We start from the raw sequence: 15,779 nt of genomic DNA, 5'->3' as shown, positions 1-15,779 counted from the left end.
AGGGGGCGTCGGGGGGAACGGGAAACCGTCCCCCCGACGTTAATTTTGAACTGCCCCACATCATAATCCGTCGTCACCCCGGCCTTGTGCCGGGGTCCACTCCTCCTCATGCCCCTGCGCTTGCGGCTCCGTGGATGCCGGCACAAGGCCGGCATGACGGGTGTAGCGTTACTGCAACGTCGTGCTGTCGAGATTGACCTTATCCGCCGGGATCACCTCGACATTCGGGTATTTCTTTCTGAGATCGTCGAGGAACAGCTTCGCATCCCCCACGACGATGACGCTGGCATCGGTCGGATCGAGCAGCCGCTGCGCGACGCGCTGGACCGCCGCCGGGTCGACACCTTCGACCTTGGGCGTGAATGCCTTGAGCTCAGACAAGGGCACGTTCTCGACGACATAATCGCCGAGCACGCCCGCAATGCCCCCGGTCGTCTCGGTTTCGCGACCAAAATCGCCAATCAGCACCGCCTTGCGCGAGGCGAGCTCGTCGTTCGGCACGGGCGCGGCCCCCATTCCCTTCATCGTGTCGATGATCAGCCCCACCACTTCGGGCGCCGAGGGATTCTTGGTCTGGGTATTGGCCGCGACATAGCCCGGCTGACGCCGCGCCGCAATGCCGCTGCCGGCGCCATAGGCCAGGCCGCGCTTGATGCGGATTTCCTGGTTGAGCCGCGATGAGAAGCCGACCCCCAGGGTCGCGTTGGCGACGCTGGCCGCGTAGAAATCGGGATCGCTGCGGGCAATGCCTGGGCGGGCAACGACGACCCCAGCCTGGCCGGCATTGGGCATATCGACGACGATGATCCGCGGCGTTGCGGTGGCGGAATCGGTCTTGGGCGCGGCGACCGGCGCGGCCTTGGCCTGCCAACTGCCAAAATTGGTCTCGGCGAGCGCCTTGGCCGCCGCCAGCGTGATGTCGCCGACCATCACCAAAGTTGCGCGCGACGGCGCCCAGGTGCGCGCATAGGCGGTCTGCACTTCGCTTCGCGTGATCGCCTTGAGCGAGGCGGGTGTGCCAGTGATGGGATGCCCATAGGGCCCGCCGCCCATCACCGTCCGCGCCGCGACCAGCGACGCGAGCCGGCCCGGATTCTTGAGTTCGACCTGGACGCTATCGATCGTCTGCGCTCGATCGCGCTCGATCTCCTCGACCGTGAACACCGGATTGCGCGCGACATCGGCGAGCACCGCCATCGCCGGGGCGATCTGGTCCGACTTGACCTGGAGCGTCACTGCCGCGGCATCCCAGGCGACGGCCGAGCTGATCGAGCCGCCGAGCTTCTCGACCTCATTGGCGATCTGCGTCGCCGAACGCGTCTTGGTCCCCTTGGTCATCAAATCGGCGGTCAGGCTGTTGAGCCCGGCGCGGTCGGCCGGGTCCGCCGCGCCGCCGCCGTTGGCGAGCACCTGCGTGGTGATCAGCGGCAGATCGTGCTTTTCTACCACGATCAGCTTCATGCCGTTGGCCAAGGTCGCCGTTACCGGCGCCGGCAGCGCCGCAACCACCGGCTTGGCCGGCGCGGGAATGGCGACACGGTCGGCGTCGCTCGCCGGTGTGACCACCTCGACATTGCCCGGCGTCTTGAGCTCGGCGACCGCGACCGTGTCGGCGACCGCGATCTTGTCGCCTTTCGGACCGTCCTTCGGCGCCATTTCGGCCGGCATGTAATTGATCGTCGCCGAGCCGTTGTCGGTCAGATATTTGCGCGCCACGCGCTGGATGTCGGCGGCAGTCACCTTGCCGATCGCAGCGAGTTGCTTGTCGGCGGCGGCCGGATCGCCGTCGATGATCACCGACCGCGCGATCGTCGAGGCCTTGCCGTCGGCGGTCTCGCGGCTTTCGATCGTCGCGGTGATCAACTGGTTCTTGGCGCGAGTCAGTTCGGCCGGGGTGACCAGCGTGTCGCGGGCGCGGGCGACTTCGGCGCGCAACGCCTTCTCGCCATCGGCGACGCTCTTGCCGTCGGCCATCGTCGCGGTGACGACGAACGAGCCCGTCCCTTGCTTGGTATCGAGGAAGGTATTGGCGGATTGCGCAAGCTGATCGCGATAGACCAGATCCTGGTACAGCCGCGAGCTGTCGCCGCGCGAAAGGATCGCATCGAGCAGAGTCAGCGCCGGAATGTCGGCATTGTTGTCCGATGGCACTTGATAGCTGATCAACACCGCCGGCAACGGCGTGTTGGGCTCATAGACCGTGTAGCGGGTCGGCGTGGTGCGTGCCGGCTCGGCGACGGTCACGCGCGGGATCGGGCGGTCAGGTTTCTTAATGCCGGCGAAATAGGTGTCGACCCACTGATTCAGCTGTGCCGGATCGAAATTTCCCGCGACCACCAGCACCGCATTGTCGGGCCGGTAATAGGTCGCATGGAACGCGCGGACATCGTCGATCGTCGCGGCTTCGAGATTCTCCAGGCTGCCGATCCCGGGCCGCGCATAGGGATGCACGCGGTAGCTGATCTCCGGGTAGTAGATCGAATAGAGCTTGCCGTAAGGCGTCGCCAGGGTGCGCAGGCGAAGCTCTTCCTTCACCACGTCTCGCTCGGACGCGTAGCTGACCGGCTCGACCACCAGGTTTGCCATGCGATCGGCCTCGGCGAACAGCAGGCGCTCGAGATGGTTGGCCGGGACGACCTCGAAATAATTGGTGTAATCGTCGTTGGTCGAGGCGTTGTTATAGCCGCCGACATCCTCGGTCAGGCGATCGAAATTCTCCGACTTCAGGTTCCTGGTCGCCTTGAACATCAGATGTTCGAACATGTGCGCGAAGCCCGACTTCCCCTTGGGATCGTCCTTCGACCCGACATCGTACCAGACCTGGACCGAGACGTTAGCGGTCTTGGTATCGCGGATCGCATAGACGCGCAGGCCGTTGGCGAGCCTGCGGACGGTATAGGCGATTGGCTTGACGGCGGTTGCACTGGTGGCCGCAGCCTTTGGCGCTGGCTTCTTGGTCGGCGTCGCCGCGCTCGCCGCGACCGGAAGGAGAGCAACGCCCATCAGCAAGGCGGCACGAGTCAGACGCATTCAAGTCTCCGGAAAGGAGGGGAGGATGCGTGTGATGTGTCGCGCTAAAACAGCGCGAGTCAATCGCCCCGCGATACCTGCTTCACCCAGCATCGCGTCAGCATGACAGGTCGGAAGCCGAGATTGTAATAGAGCTGCTTCGCTTCTTCCTCGGCAACCGCACCCAAAAAGACGCCACAGACGCCGGCGGCGCGCATCGTGCGGTCGAAATGAGTAATTAGCGTCGAGGCGATCCCCTGCCGCCGCGCGGATTGCCGCGTGAACAGATCCTCGATCATCCCCATGCCGTTGGGCGCTATCGCTATGGCACCGTACGCCACCGCGTGATCGCCGCGCCGCACGAGGTGGAAGCGGTAGTCGGGAGTCTTGAGGCGGTAATTACTCACCATGTCCCCAACGAAACGGGCGTCGAGGTCGAGATGTCCGGTTCGTTTGCCTTCTTCGACATCTGCCAGGACCAACTCGGCGAGCGCGTCCCAATCACGTTGCACGCGCACCTCGACAATATTGACGTCCGCGCCGCCGGTGGGTTTCAGTCGGTCGCATGCCATCTGAACGATCACCGGCCGCTCTTCGAAGCCCAGATAGGCGAGCCGCGCGAGGAAGCGCGCGGGCGTGAAGCAATCGCTGTGAACGACGCGCCAGTCCGAATGCCCAAGATGCTCGCCCATCGCGGCCAGCACGGCGTCGATCGCAGCATCGTCCTCAGCGATCACTGCGTCGACGTGATTGGCATCCCATAGATCGGGCCGCGTCGGATCGGCGACGATCCCACAATAGCGGGTTTCGATCACCTTGTGTCCCAGCCGCCGTTGCCAGCGATAGGCATCGGCGATCAGGCGAGTGTCATTCAACGCTTCTTGTTGCGGTTCGCGTAAAGCACCGCCGCCGCGACCGCCGCCGACCCGACGCCCGCGCCCAGCGCCGCCATGCCCCATTTGCTCAACTTCGCCGGCTCGGGCGTGCCTTCGGCGCCTTTCTGGCGCTCCTTGGCGATCCGCGCCGCGGCCATGATCTCATTCTCTTCTTCGGGCTTGTCGCTCACGCTCACTCTCCTCGACCCTGTCCGTAGCGTGCCCGGAATCCGCTCGCAAATGCGTTGAGCGCTCCTTGGGCAATCGCTGCGCGCAAGTCCGCCATCAACGCCTGATAGAACCAAATGTTGTGCTCGGTCATCAACATCGCGCCAAGAATCTCGCCGGCGCGGACGAGATGGTGGAGATAGGCGCGTTCCCAGGTCGCGCAGACCGGGCAGCCGCATTCGGGATCGAGCGGGCCCTGATCCTCGCCGAATTTCGCGTTGCGGATGTTGATCGGACCGGTCCGGGTGAACGCCTGGCCGGTGCGGCCCGAGCGCGTCGGCAGGACGCAGTCGAACATGTCGACCCCGCGCTCGACTGCGCCGACGATGTCGTCGGGCTTGCCCACCCCCATCAAGTACCGCGGTCTGTCGGCGGGAAGCTGGCCCGGCGCGAAATCGAGGCAACCGAACATCGCCACCTGCCCTTCCCCAACCGCGAGCCCGCCGATCGCATAGCCGTCAAATCCGATCTCGGTCAGCGCCGCCGCGCTTTCGCCGCGCAATTGCTCGTTCAGCGCGCCCTGCTGGATGCCGAATTGCGCGGCATTGTCGGCATGCTCGCCGCCACCCAGGAACGCCTCGCGCGAGCGCCGCGCCCAGCGCATCGATCGCGCCATCGCCGCGGCCTGCACGTCGGGCGTCGAGGTGGTCGGGACCAATTCGTCGAACGCCATGACGATATCCGAGCCGAGCAGGCGCTGGATTTCCATCGAGCGTTCGGGGCTCATCGGATGCCGCTTGCCATCGAGATGGCTTTTGAATTCGACCCCATTCTCGTCGCGCTTGGTCAGCTCGGACAGGCTCATCACCTGATAGCCGCCGCTGTCGGTCAGGATCGGCCGGTCCCAGCCCATGAAATGGTGCAAGCCGCCCAGCCGCGCGACGCGCTCGGCGGTCGGGCGGAGCATCAGATGATAGGTATTGCCGAGGATGATGTCGGCGCCGGCGGCGCGCACGTCGCCCGGCTTCATCGCCTTGACCGTGGCGGCGGTGCCGACCGGCATGAAAGCGGGGGTGCGGATCGTGCCACGCCGCATCGCGATCTCGCCGGTGCGCGCCTTGCCGTCGGTGCCGTGGATTTTGAAGTCGAAACGGGTAGTCATATCGGTCGCTCTAGCGACGGGTCTGCCGCCTTGTCGACCTCAGGTCAGATAGTCGACGACCTCTTGCGGCGTCGCGAAGGTCACGTCGGGCATCATCGCCAGCAGCATCTCGGGGTTGGCATAGCCCCACAACACCGCTCCCGCGCCGATCCCGACCGCGCGCGCGGCGTCGATGTCGCGGGTTTCGTCGCCGATCGACAGGATCGCGCTGGGTGGAAGGCCGCTCGCCCTGATCGCCTGGCGGAACTTGCGCACCTTGCCGAACAGGCCTGAGCCGCAGAAGAAGCGCTCGATCCGCGCCGAATCCTCTGCCCCTAGGATCGCCCGGACATTGGCTTCCGAGTTGGACGAGCAGACGAACAACCGGACCTTGGCCTCGTCGATCGTCCGCAGCATGTCGCGGACACCGTCGAATAAGTGGATCTGGTCCGTGTTCCGGCCGAACCGTGCGCGGACGTGGCGCGCGATCAGCGGCAATTTCCAGCGCGAGATGCCGAGATGGTCGATCACTTCGCGCGTCGTGCGCTTGCGCAATCCCTCCACTTCGTCGGGATGGACGCTGCGGAACCGGAAACGCTCGGCGAGATCGTCGACGATCGACAGGAACCAATGGCCGCTGTCGCTGAGCGTCCCGTCGAAATCGAAAATGACCAATTGGTAGGGATGCCGCGCGGCCACGATTATCCGCCTCGTTTCCCGCGTTTCCCGCCATCGCCCATCGGAAAGGCGCGGATCGTCAGCAATTCGGCACGCGTCAGGGCACCGTCCTTGTCCTTGTCGAGCCGGGTAAAGATCTGGTCGAACTTCGCCTGGAGTTCGGCCAGCGTGATCTGGTTGTCGCTGTTGCTGTCGGTCTCGTAGGCGCCGGGCAGCGCATTGGGATCGCCCAGCCATTTCAGCGCCCAATCGGAAAAGGCGATATAGCCCAGCTTGCCGGTGTGACCGGTGTCGATCGCATCGAAGCTCTTTGCCACACCCTTGCGCATCTCGTCGCGCGTCACGCGGCCGTCGCCGTCCGCGTCGAATGCCGCGATCATCATCGCCACGGGCTCGACCACCAGGATCGGCGGCGCGGCGATCGAGACGGTCGTATCCTTCTTGCTTCCCAGCGGCACGGGAACGCGATTGTCATTCTGCGCGGCAGCCGGTCCGGACAAGCCGATCGCCAGCAAGGCGAAGGCGACCACGAGAGTCCGGGGAGCCAGGGCGAGGCCGCGGCGGATGGCTGACGTAAAGCGATTCGGCGGCATAGCGACAGGCTGTGCCCCAGCGGGCCGGGCTCGGCAACAGAGACTAATCCCGGATTCGCGCTAACGGATCGGAACCGAGGCGCCGGCATAGGGGTCATAGGGCGCCGGCACCCCGGTCGGCTGGACATGCGGCGGCGGCGGTGGAGGCGGCGCGACGACAACGACAGGAGGGGCGGTGTCACCCCCGACGCCGCTGGCGGCATAACGCAGTCCGTTGACGATGGTTGACGCACCGAACAGGATGAAGCAGCCCAGAATGACGGTCGCGCCATGGCGGATATTGACTCGCCCAGTGAGCATGCCGAACCCGATCGCCGCGACCGCGATCACTGCGATCGATGTCGCGACCGTGCCGAGCAACACATCCTGCAGCCAGGATATCGCCGCGACGAGCACGCTGGATCCCGCGGGGGAATCGGCGAGCGATGTTGGGGCGTAGGAGAGGATCATCGCATGATCCTATGCTGGTCCGAGGCCTGACGATAGGGCCGGTTCATGGCGTCGGATCGGGATAACCAGGGTCCAGTTCCACAGCACGATCGGCATCGGCGGCAGCACCGCGCCGGTCGCCCTGCTCACGCTTCAGGACGCTGCGATTATAATAGCTGCGCGCGGTATAGGGTGCATATTTGATCGCGAGATCGAGGTCGGCGGCGGCGCGTGCGGTCTCTCCCTGCCGCTGATAGGCGAGCCCCCGGTTGAGATAAGCGAAGGCGAATTTGGGCCTGAGCGCGATCGCTTGGTCGAACGCGGTGATCGCACCGTCCAAGTCTCCGCGCCAGGCGAGCGCCAGGCCTTCGGAAAGACGCGCCCCTGCCTCGCCAGTCGGACCCTTGGCGCCGATGCCGATCAGGCTCTTACAGCCATGCAGACTTTCCTGAGGATCGATCACCGTGCAGGCATTCCAGTCGCCGCGCGCCGCATAGGCGTTCGGGCGCCTTGAACGCGCGCCCGTTACGACAACGTCGCGGGCGCCTTCATCTTCATCATCGGCCTTCCTGCCCGCCACGCCGGCCAGACTGGCGGACTCGGCCGTTTTCGACTGCGCCAGGCGACCGGCGGCGGCGATCGGACTGGCCTCCGCTGCTGGCGGTGGCGCGCTCTGCCGGGCAAACTGTGCGGATGGTGGTGCCATGGGTGCGGGAGGCGCAGGCGGCGGTGGCGGTGGCGAGGCGGACGGCGCCTGGTCCTCGGCGGCGCGACGATCAGCCCCGCTGGCCGAGACGACCGGAGCAGTCGGTGCGACCGGTTTTTGGATCGGCGGCTCCGGTTTGACGGCGGGCGTCGGCGCTACGGCTGCATTAGTCGCTGCCGGTTTCGGAGCTTCGGGCTGATCCGGCGCGGGCGCCGCGCGCGGTGCGGTGACGGCCGGCGGCGCCTCGACCCTGCCAGGTTGCAGACCACCGGGCCGGTTGAGCGCGATCGACAGGCTGATCCCGGCGACGAGCACGATCGAGGCGAAGGCGCCGATCTGCTTGCCGGACACCCATCGCGCCGGGCGCCGATCGGGTGCGGCGGCAGGCGCCGGATCGGGCACGCCGTCGAACCGCCGCATCGCCGCCACGATCGCCGCATCGCGCGCTGCCGGGCGCGGCGGCGGCGGCTCGGGCAACAGGCCGGCGAGATCACTATCGTGGGCCATTCAGCGCCCCCGAATGACCAGCCGGCAATAACCGGTGCCGCTGCGGCAAGGATGGCGGGGAACGGACATCGATCTATCTATAACGGCAATCTCGGCCCGGTCTAAGCCATGATCGTGTGCGGCGATACGGGGCGCCGCGAGCGCAGCGCCCCGCTCCATCTCACTGTCCGCTCGCCGCGATACCGTTGGCGGTCCTGGCGGCGCGGACGAGCTGGATGAATTCGGTCCGATAGCCGAATTCGTCGTTGCCCTTGGCGCCGCTCGCCATGCGCAGCACGTCGTCATAGCTGAGCGCGCCGTTATAGCGCCCGCCGCGCAGCAATTCGGCGAAACCGGCGACGGCAGTGGCAAACCGCGCATCCTGCGGCGCATCCTCGAACCGCGCGAACTGCACCCGGCGGTCGATCGGCGTCGACAGCAACAGGCTGGTGTCCGACTTGGGCAGCTTGTAGCGGATCTTCACGAAGCCGAGCTCGCTGCTCAATCCGCCAGCGGCGACCGGGGCCGGGCGCGCATAGCGCAGATCGCCGTTCGCGCGCGGCCCGCCGACAGGGACGACCTCATACAAAGCCGTCACCGTCTGGCCCGACCCGACATCGCCGGCATCGACCTTGTCATTGTCGAAATCCTCGCGCTTGAGCATCCGCGTCTCGTATCCGATCAGGCGATATTCGGCGACGGCGAGGGGATTGAACTCGACCTGGATCTTCACGTCCTTGGCGATCGGGAACAGGGTCGAGGTCGCCTCATCGACCAATGTCTTCCGCGCTTCGTTGACCGTGTCGATATAGGCTGCGGTGCCGTTGCCGTTTTGCGCCAGCGTCTGCATCATCGCGTCGTTGTAATTGCCCATGCCGAAGCCGAGCACCGACAGGAACACGCCCTTGCCACGCTCGCGCTCGATATAGCCTTTGAGCTCGTCCTGATTGGTGATGCCGACGTTGAAATCGCCATCGGTGGTCAGGATCACGCGGTTGACGCCCTTGGCATCGAAATGCTGTTCGGCCAGCCGATAGGCCTGGCGGATCCCCTCGGCACCCGCCGTGCTGCCGCCTGCGCCCAGCCCTTCAATCACTGCCTTGATCCTGGCTTTCTCGCTGGCCGGCGTCGGCTCGAGCGCGGTCCCGGCGCTGCCGGCATAAGTGACGATCGCGACGCTGTCATTGCCGTCGAGCTGATCGAGCAGCATTTCGAGCGATTGCTTGACCAGCGGCAGCTTGTTGGGCGCGTACATCGATCCCGACGTGTCGATCAGGAAGACCAGGTTCGCGCGCGGCCGCGTCCTGCGCCCAATCTCATAGCCCTTCACGCCGATCCGGACGAGCTTGCGGCCGGGAGTCCAGGGACTCGGGAACACCGCGACATTGGTGCTGAACGGCTGCGACGCACCGGCCGCAGGCGCATAGTCATAAGGGAAGTAGTTGACCATCTCCTCGGTCCGCACTGCCGCCGGCTGGGGCAGCATGTTCTGGTTGAGCGAGGCGCGGACGAACGAATAAGAGGCGGTGTCGACGTCGAGCGAGAAGGTCGAAACCGGCTCTTCCTTGACGATCTTGAACGCATTCTGGTCGGTAGCGGTGAACTTGTCGCGGCCGACGTCCTGATAATAAGGCGGATAGGGCCGCGGCTCGGGCGCCGCGCGCTTGGCATAGCGACTGGTGGTCATCACCGGCGACGACATCGAGGGTAGCGGTGGCGATGACGAAGGCGGGGGTGGCGGGGCGAAGGCCGATATCGGCGACGCTCTGTCCGCCTGTGCATTGGGGACGCTCCGTCCGGTAACGACGATCTCTGCGGCGCCTTCATCCGCTTTGGCCGCCCCTTCCGCGCCCGGCGCGGACGCGAGGCGGGTGTCGGATCCGGCGCAGGACGCGAGCAATGTCAGTGCCAGCCCGGTGGCGACTGCCCGATACAGAGGGGGCATATCATTCTCCCTTGGTTGCAGCGGGCAGGATCGTCCGCATCCCCCTTCGACGCGCCTCGCCGGGGATTCCTTGGACAAGGGTCGAAATTATTTTTCCCGCGTCTCTCGCCGGCCATCAGGCCCGGGCGGCATCCTTCCCGGCGAGCATCCGCCGCGCTTCGTGCATCCGCCACGACACGGTGGTCTCGGCCACCCCCAGGATCGCCGCTGCCTCGGCATGCGACAACTGCTGTCCGGCGACCAGCACCACCGTATCGCGATACGCGGGCGGCAGGCCGGCGATCGCGCTCTTCACCCACATTGCGTCATGTAGGTCGCGGCCGTCGGGACCCCGCGCCAGTCCCGCCAGCACAGCGAGACGCGCGGCGAACCCGCCCAGGGATTTGCGGCGGCGATGAAAGTCGCGGCACGCATTGAAGACGATGCCGCACAGCCAGGTGGTGAACTTGGCATCGCCGCGGAACGATCCGATCCGTTCGACCAGCGCGCAACAGACGTCCTGCGCGATATCATCGGCATCGGCGCGCGTTCCCGTCAACTGCCATGCGAGGCCATGGATGCGGTCATAATGACGTTCGAGCAGCGCGCTGAATGCCGCGCGATCGCCGGCAATGGCGCCGGCCACCAGCTCCGCATCAGGATCGTCGCCGCGACCGGCCATGGGTCAGCGGTTACCGCTGCGGCGAGATGGTTTCACGGACCAAGGCGACGCCATTTCCCCCGACATATGCCGTAATGTGCCTCATCCGCGCCCGCGACGCTATCGCGGCGATGGCGGTCCCAAGCTCTTCGAGCCTGTGTCCGTTCCAGAAAGCTATTTGCTGGTGACGGTCTTGAAGCAGGAATGGCTGCCATTGTCCTCCCACATCGTATCGTCGTCGAAGCGGATGCGGCTGATATAGACCTTCACGTCGCCGACCCCGTTTTGCGATCGCTCGACACGGTCCATCGCATACGCTTTGTACAATGCGCCCGGTTTGATCGGCTGGGTATTCTGAGAAAGGTAGGTAGGAGAGGTCGTTTCGTCGCCCATGCTGTTGCGATAGACGGCTGTATATTCAAACGCCTTGATCGATTTTTGACCGTCGTTGTGCAGCCGCACATCGAGGTAATTCTTGCCGGCGCCACCATTTTGCGCCGAATCGATCTGGGGCTCGAGTTCGCTGCTCGTCAGCGCATCGACCAAGGCATGTCCGAAGCCGAGCCCCGACGACAAGCCCACCACCGTGAGCGGGCATTGCTGCGGTGGGGTTGCGGGACCCGTCGCGGTCAGCGCGCCGCTCGGCATTACCGGCAACGCGATCGTTTCCCCAGGCGCAAGCTGCATGTTCGGCGCAAGCTGGCTCAACGTCAGGTCGCCACAGGTATCTAGAACCGTCCCGTCCTCGAAGCGGAAGGTCAGCCTGCCGCCATGCCGCGCATCATCCATCGTCGCCCGCATGTTGGGCGGGAAACGGCTCAGGCTGGCTGCACTTCGCGCGAGCACCGCGTTCGGTGCGTAGGAAATGACCGTCGCGAGCTTGCCGCCATAAGTCATGTTCACGGAATAGGTGTTGGGCACGCACAGCGGCATTCGCCCGACAATTACTTTCTTGCCTGCGAGCAGGTTGAGGTCGTCGGGTATCCCGGGCGCCGCCGCGTCAGTCGGAACGGGCGGCATAACCACCGGTGGCATTACGGGTGCTGGCACGGTCTGAGCGTAAACCGGTGTCGATGGTGCCAGCAACGCGACCACCACCCATGATGCCTTCATCGAACCACTCCCCCAAAAGTTGACCATCATGCCGGCCCCGCGCCAGCGATGGTCTTGTAACCTGCTCCTGAGCCGCCCCGGTCGATCTGACTACGGCAGTAGCAGCGAGGCGTCGCCATAAGAATAGAAACGATAACCGTTTTCAATGGCATAAGCGTAAGCCGCCTGCATCCGCTCCAGCCCCATCAGCGCCGATACGAGCATGAACAGGGTCGATTTCGGCAGGTGGAAGTTGGTCATCAACCCGTCGATCCCGCGAATTTTCACGCCCGGCGTGATGAAGATCGCGGTATCGCCTTCGAACGGATGGACCCGGCCCGCCTCATCCGCCGCGCTCTCGATCAGGCGCAGGCTGGTGGTGCCGACCGCGATGACTCGGCCGCCGGCGGCGCGAGTCGCGTTGATGCGATCGGCGGTGGCGGCGTCGATGCGGCCCCATTCGGCGTGCATCCTGTGGTCGTCGGTATCCTCGGCCTTGACCGGCAGGAAGGTGCCCGCGCCGACGTGGAGCGTCAGCGTGACATGCCCTATCCCGGCCGCTTCCAGCGCCGTCATCAGCTCGGGCGTGAAGTGCAATGCCGCGGTGGGTGCTGCGACCGCGCCGGGCTCGTTCGCGAACATCGTCTGGTAATCGTCGGCGTCGCGCGCATCGGTCGGGCGCCGCGCGGCGATATAGGGCGGGAGCGGCATGCGCCCGGCGCGATCGAGCAGCAATTCGACCGGCTCGTCACCGGCGAAATCGAGCGCGAAGCTGCCGTCCTCGGCACGGTCGGCGGCGATCGCAGTGACGCCTGCCCCGAAATCGATCGTCTCGCCGTCGCGCAGGCGCTTGGCGTTGCGGATGAAGGCGCGCCAGCGCCGCGGTCCCTCGCGTTTGTGGAGCGTCGCGCCGATCCGCGCTTCCCCGCGTAGGCCCTCGAGCTGCGCCGGGATCACTCGCGTATCGTTGAACACCAGCAGGTCGCCGCGCCGCAGCTCCCCCGGCAGATCGCTGACCAGCCGGTCGCGCGTGGCGCCGCCGGGGCCCGCGCCATCGAGCACGAGCATCCGCGCCGCGTCGCGCGGACTCGCCGGGCGCAGTGCGATCCGCTCGGGCGGCAGGTCGAAGTCGAACAGGTCGACGTCCACGCCGCCCTCGCGTCAGTTGGTCTTGGTTACTTCTTGGCCGGAGCCGGCGCCGTTGCGGCCGGCGCTTTTGTCGTCGGGGCCTTGGTCGCGGGCACCTTCTTGCCCGGCGCCGCAGCGGCCCCAGGTGTCGTCAGCGTCGGCGCGGGCGCCAGCACGGGGGCCGGCGGCGGCGGCGGGGGTGGCGGCGCGGTATATCCTGGCGGATTGTCCGCAGCGATATAGGCGTGGAAGATCGTCGACGGGTTCGCCGGCGGTTCGCCGCGCTCGACCGCATCGACATATTCCATCCCGGAGATAACGCGCCCGAACACCGTATACTTCTTGTCGAGCGCGAGCTTGGGCAGGAACACGATGAAGAACTGGCTGTTGGCGCTGTTTTCCGCCTTGGTCTTGTCCTCGGCCGAGGCGTCCGGCGCAGCACCCTCACGCGCCGCCGCTACCGCGCCGCGCACGTGCGGCAGATAGTTGAACTCGGCGGGCAGGTCGGGGAGCGTCGAACCGCCGGTACCGTCGCCCTTGGGGTCACCGGTCTGCGCCATGAAGCCTTCGATCACGCGATGGAACTTGAGGCCGTCATAGAAATGCTGGCGAGTCAGCGTCTTGACCCGCTCGACCATCTTGGGCGCGACATCGGGACGCAGCCAGATCACCACGCGGCCGCCGGTCGACAGATCGAGATAGAGCAGATTTTCCTTATCGGTCATCGGCGGCGGCGTCAGCCGCGGCGCCGCCGGCGGAGTCGGAGGCGCCTTCTGCTTCTTGGCAGCGATCGAAGGGCTGCCGGCGATCGCGACACTCATCATCGCAATCAGGCCGAAAAAGAAACGCATGGGCACTCCGGAAAAGACGGTCATTCGGTGAGGGGGCTTAGAGCAATTATCGCCAAGCGCCAATGCGCAGTGCGTGCGGCTTTTTTGAGGCAGGTTTTGGTGCTGTCGCCGGGGATGCGGCTCGAAGAATGACTCGCACAAAGACACGAAGACGCGAAGATTGGTTCGCATTGTGGCGCGGGCGTCGGGCAGTGAAGGCGGTGGGGCGGAAAGGAAGCCTGCATCGCGAGGCTCAATAAACCTCCGCGCGCTCTGCACTCCTGCGCGAACCTACTTCTTCCACTTTGCGCCTTCGTGTCTTTGTGCGAGCAAAATCACTCGCCGACCTAAACTCGCCGCAGGCCGTCACGGTCGATTCGCGCGATCACCTCGTCGCGGATGCTGGGGGTGACGAATTTGGAGATGTCGCCGCCGAACACCGCGATCTCCTTGACCAGCCGGCTGGCGATCGGCTGGAGCGACACGTCGGCCATCAGGAACACCGTTTCGACGCGGTGATTGAGTTGGCGGTTCATGCCCGTGAGCTGATATTCATATTCGAAGTCGGTGACGCCGCGAATGCCGCGGATGACGATCGACGCCCCCTGGCTGTCAGCGAAGTCCATCAGCAGCGAGCTGAATCCAACCACCTCGATATTGTCGATGCCGGTCGCCTCGACCTCTCGGCGGACGATCGCGATTCGCTCGTCATCGGCGAACAACGGCGACTTGGCGATGTTGGTGGTCACCCCGATCACTAGCCGATCGACCAGCTTCGCGCCGCGCCGGATGATGTCCATATGCCCCAGCGTGATCGGATCGAACGTGCCGGGATAGACTCCGGTGCGAATGGTCATGCCCCCTCCCTTCGGCTAGTGGTCGCGCTCTAGCACGTAGCGCGCGATGTTGCGCAGCAGGTCGGCCTCCTGCCCATAACCGCGCAAATGATCGATCGCCTGGTCGACCAGCATCCTTGCCTGGCCACGCGCGCGATCGATGCCGAGCAGGGAGAGGAAGGTCTCCTTCCCCGCGCCCTCGTCCTTCCGCAGCTTCTTGCCCGCCTTTTCCTCGTCGCCTTCGACGTCGAGCAAATCGTCGGAGATCTGGAAAGCGAGCCCGATATCGCGGGCATAGCCGCGCAGCCCTGTCCGCCCCTCCGGCGGGACGCGGCCCAGGATCGCGCCGAGTTCGACCGCGCAGCTGATCAACGCGCCGGTCTTCATCGCCTGCAGCCGGGTGACGGTGTTGAGGTCGAACGTCTCGGTCTCGGCTTTCAAGTCCATCGCCTGCCCACCGGCCATCCCGCTGGGCCCGGCCGCGCGGGCAAGCTCGAGCACCAATTCGGCGCGGACAAAGGGATCGGGATGGGTCGCCGGATCCGCGAGCCATTCGAACCCCAACGCATGCAGGCTGTCACCCGCCAGGATCGCCGCCGCTTCGTTGAAAGCGCGATGCACGGTCGGCTTGCCGCGGCGCATGTCGTCATTATCCATCGCCGGCAGATCGTCATGGATCAGCGAATAGACATGGATCGCCTCGATCGCACAGGCGGTGCGCGCGGTGCATTCGCGATCGACCCCGAACAGGCCGGCCGTCGCGAAGACGAGTAACGGCCGCAGCCTTTTGCCGCCACCGATCGCCGCGTGCCGCATTGCCTGGTACAATTCGGCGCGTGGGTCGTCCGGCACCGCGAGCATCATGTCGAAGCGGCGATCGACCTCCGCGCCCACTTGGGTCATCGCGGCCTTGAGCGACGGGGAGGCTGCCACGGCGCCGGTGCTCATGCGGCGTTGAACGGTGCGACGCCCGCGGGGCGGCCATCCGAATCGAGCCGGATCGCCTCGATTCGCGCCTGCGCCGCGTCGAGCCGCTCGGTGCATTTCTGACGGAGGCGCGTGCCTTCTTCGTAGAGGCGGATAGCGTCATCCAGTTTCGCCTCGCCGCTTTCGAGCTGGCGGACGATTTCCTCGAGGCGCTTCAGCGCGTCCTCGAACGACAGGTCATCGATCGGCGTGTCCATCCGCCACGCTATGCGGCAGCGGATCGGCGGGGGCAACCC

The 15,779-nt window shown here is 65.7% G+C and carries 16 protein-coding genes; all 16 read right to left on the bottom strand.

Annotated features, from left to right (window positions below; translation table 11 throughout):
* Nucleotides 1–168: 168 nt before the first annotated feature.
* Nucleotides 169–3,030: a M16 family metallopeptidase gene (locus SAS01S_RS04115; protein WP_066805248.1), complete on the bottom strand. Its 2,862-nt coding sequence runs from the start codon at nucleotides 3,028–3,030 to the stop codon at nucleotides 169–171.
* Between the two features lie 59 nt (nucleotides 3,031–3,089).
* Nucleotides 3,090–3,884: a GNAT family N-acetyltransferase gene (locus SAS01S_RS04110; RefSeq protein WP_066805245.1), complete on the bottom strand. Its 795-nt coding sequence runs from the start codon at nucleotides 3,882–3,884 to the stop codon at nucleotides 3,090–3,092.
* Nucleotides 3,881–4,075, bottom strand: coding sequence for a hypothetical protein (locus tag SAS01S_RS04105; protein WP_066805243.1), 195 nt, complete (start codon nucleotides 4,073–4,075; stop codon nucleotides 3,881–3,883). The genes SAS01S_RS04110 and SAS01S_RS04105 overlap by 4 nt, the downstream gene beginning before the upstream one ends.
* Before the next feature lie 2 nt (nucleotides 4,076–4,077).
* A complete protein-coding gene (gene tgt, locus SAS01S_RS04100; RefSeq protein ID WP_066805241.1) occupies nucleotides 4,078–5,214 on the bottom strand; it encodes a tRNA guanosine(34) transglycosylase Tgt in 1,137 nt (378 codons plus the stop codon).
* Nucleotides 5,215–5,253: 39 nt separating this feature from the next.
* Nucleotides 5,254–5,892, bottom strand: a complete 639-nt coding sequence (locus SAS01S_RS04095; protein WP_066805239.1) for an HAD hydrolase-like protein — start codon at nucleotides 5,890–5,892, stop codon at nucleotides 5,254–5,256.
* A gap of 2 nt (nucleotides 5,893–5,894) precedes the next feature.
* Nucleotides 5,895–6,401, bottom strand: coding sequence for an EF-hand domain-containing protein (locus SAS01S_RS04090; protein WP_245656739.1), 507 nt, complete (start codon nucleotides 6,399–6,401; stop codon nucleotides 5,895–5,897).
* Between the two features lie 123 nt (nucleotides 6,402–6,524).
* On the bottom strand, nucleotides 6,525–6,914 hold the full coding sequence (locus SAS01S_RS04085) for a TrbC/VirB2 family type IV secretion system protein (RefSeq protein ID WP_084238477.1): 390 nt from the start codon (nucleotides 6,912–6,914) through the stop codon (nucleotides 6,525–6,527).
* Nucleotides 6,915–6,957: 43 nt separating this feature from the next.
* Nucleotides 6,958–8,106, bottom strand: a complete 1,149-nt coding sequence (locus SAS01S_RS04080; protein ID WP_066805237.1) for a tetratricopeptide repeat protein — start codon at nucleotides 8,104–8,106, stop codon at nucleotides 6,958–6,960.
* A 160-nt stretch (nucleotides 8,107–8,266) separates the two neighbouring features.
* Nucleotides 8,267–10,030, bottom strand: a complete 1,764-nt coding sequence (locus SAS01S_RS04075; RefSeq protein ID WP_084238475.1) for a vWA domain-containing protein — start codon at nucleotides 10,028–10,030, stop codon at nucleotides 8,267–8,269.
* 115 nt (nucleotides 10,031–10,145) lie between these two features.
* Nucleotides 10,146–10,691, bottom strand: coding sequence for an RNA polymerase sigma factor (locus SAS01S_RS04070; protein ID WP_084238474.1), 546 nt, complete (start codon nucleotides 10,689–10,691; stop codon nucleotides 10,146–10,148).
* Between the two features lie 153 nt (nucleotides 10,692–10,844).
* Nucleotides 10,845–11,783 carry a hypothetical protein gene (locus tag SAS01S_RS04065; RefSeq protein ID WP_157082654.1) on the bottom strand — a complete coding sequence of 313 codons (939 nt, stop codon included), beginning with the start codon at nucleotides 11,781–11,783 and terminating at the stop codon, nucleotides 10,845–10,847.
* Between the two features lie 90 nt (nucleotides 11,784–11,873).
* On the bottom strand, nucleotides 11,874–12,911 hold the full coding sequence (gene queA / locus SAS01S_RS04060; protein WP_066805231.1) for a tRNA preQ1(34) S-adenosylmethionine ribosyltransferase-isomerase QueA: 1,038 nt from the start codon (nucleotides 12,909–12,911) through the stop codon (nucleotides 11,874–11,876).
* Nucleotides 12,912–12,937: 26 nt separating this feature from the next.
* Nucleotides 12,938–13,741, bottom strand: coding sequence for a peptidylprolyl isomerase (locus tag SAS01S_RS04055; protein ID WP_066805390.1), 804 nt, complete (start codon nucleotides 13,739–13,741; stop codon nucleotides 12,938–12,940).
* A gap of 326 nt (nucleotides 13,742–14,067) precedes the next feature.
* Nucleotides 14,068–14,577, bottom strand: coding sequence for a pantetheine-phosphate adenylyltransferase (coaD, locus tag SAS01S_RS04050; protein ID WP_066805229.1), 510 nt, complete (start codon nucleotides 14,575–14,577; stop codon nucleotides 14,068–14,070).
* Between the two features lie 15 nt (nucleotides 14,578–14,592).
* Complete coding sequence (locus SAS01S_RS04045; RefSeq protein WP_439646830.1) at nucleotides 14,593–15,459, bottom strand: polyprenyl synthetase family protein; 867 nt, start codon at nucleotides 15,457–15,459, stop codon at nucleotides 14,593–14,595.
* Between the two features lie 41 nt (nucleotides 15,460–15,500).
* Complete coding sequence (locus tag SAS01S_RS04040) at nucleotides 15,501–15,740, bottom strand: exodeoxyribonuclease VII small subunit (RefSeq protein ID WP_066590374.1); 240 nt, start codon at nucleotides 15,738–15,740, stop codon at nucleotides 15,501–15,503.
* Between the last annotated feature and the right edge of the window lie 39 nt (nucleotides 15,741–15,779).

It is taken from the genome of Sphingomonas asaccharolytica NBRC 15499, assembly GCF_001598355.1.
GTDB lineage: Bacteria > Pseudomonadota > Alphaproteobacteria > Sphingomonadales > Sphingomonadaceae > Sphingomonas > Sphingomonas asaccharolytica.
This window is presented reverse-complemented; position numbering and strand designations above follow the sequence as displayed.

Excerpts from the sequence above, each read along its gene's own strand:
- SAS01S_RS04080 (WP_066805237.1), bottom strand. The coding sequence starts at position 8,106 with ATGGCCCACGATAGTGATCTCGCCGGCCTGTTGCCCGAGCCGCCGCCG.
- SAS01S_RS04055 (WP_066805390.1), bottom strand. The coding sequence starts at position 13,741 with ATGCGTTTCTTTTTCGGCCTGATTGCGATGATGAGTGTCGCGATCGCC.
- SAS01S_RS04065 (WP_157082654.1), bottom strand. The coding sequence starts at position 11,783 with ATGAAGGCATCATGGGTGGTGGTCGCGTTGCTGGCACCATCGACACCG.
- tgt (WP_066805241.1), bottom strand. The coding sequence starts at position 5,214 with ATGACTACCCGTTTCGACTTCAAAATCCACGGCACCGACGGCAAGGCG.
- SAS01S_RS04085 (WP_084238477.1), bottom strand. The coding sequence starts at position 6,914 with ATGATCCTCTCCTACGCCCCAACATCGCTCGCCGATTCCCCCGCGGGA.
- SAS01S_RS04040 (WP_066590374.1), bottom strand. The coding sequence starts at position 15,740 with ATGGACACGCCGATCGATGACCTGTCGTTCGAGGACGCGCTGAAGCGC.
- SAS01S_RS04070 (WP_084238474.1), bottom strand. The coding sequence starts at position 10,691 with ATGGCCGGTCGCGGCGACGATCCTGATGCGGAGCTGGTGGCCGGCGCC.
- SAS01S_RS04075 (WP_084238475.1), bottom strand. The coding sequence starts at position 10,030 with ATGCCCCCTCTGTATCGGGCAGTCGCCACCGGGCTGGCACTGACATTG.
- SAS01S_RS04115 (WP_066805248.1), bottom strand. The coding sequence starts at position 3,030 with ATGCGTCTGACTCGTGCCGCCTTGCTGATGGGCGTTGCTCTCCTTCCG.
- coaD (WP_066805229.1), bottom strand. The coding sequence starts at position 14,577 with ATGACCATTCGCACCGGAGTCTATCCCGGCACGTTCGATCCGATCACG.
- SAS01S_RS04045 (WP_439646830.1), bottom strand. The coding sequence starts at position 15,459 with ATGACCCAAGTGGGCGCGGAGGTCGATCGCCGCTTCGACATGATGCTC.